Origin of the sequence: Pseudomonas sp. 102515, from assembly GCF_031085165.1 — a bacterium.
In the GTDB taxonomy this organism is placed as follows: domain Bacteria; phylum Pseudomonadota; class Gammaproteobacteria; order Pseudomonadales; family Pseudomonadaceae; genus Chryseomonas.
Window position 1 is genome coordinate 1 of sequence record NZ_JAVHTY010000022.1, and the last position, 291, is coordinate 291.

1 tRNA gene is annotated in these 291 nt (G+C 49.5%); it reads right to left on the reverse strand.

What is annotated here, in order from left to right:
- Positions 1–181 precede the first annotated feature (181 nt).
- Positions 182–257, reverse strand: a tRNA-Ala gene (locus RCF34_RS22820).
- Positions 258–291: the final 34 nt, after the last annotated feature.

Below are 291 nucleotides of genomic sequence, written 5' to 3' on the forward strand. Positions count from 1 at the left end.
AGTTCGCAAGATTTTACCTTGACGACACTAACTGCCAGTGAAAACAGTTAATGCAGTCTACTTCTATCACTTTCCCAATTTTTTAAAGAACAGTTCTGATCAAAGACCAGAAGTCAGGATTCGCCTCGGCGAACACTCACTTCTGAGCTTTCAAGCAATCGTGTTAGTGGTTAGGTGGAGATGGTGGAGCCAAGGAGGATCGAACTCCTGACCTCCTGCGTGCAAGGCAGGCGCTCTCCCAGCTGAGCTATGGCCCCATCGATTGGTGGGTCTGGGCAGATTCGAACTGCC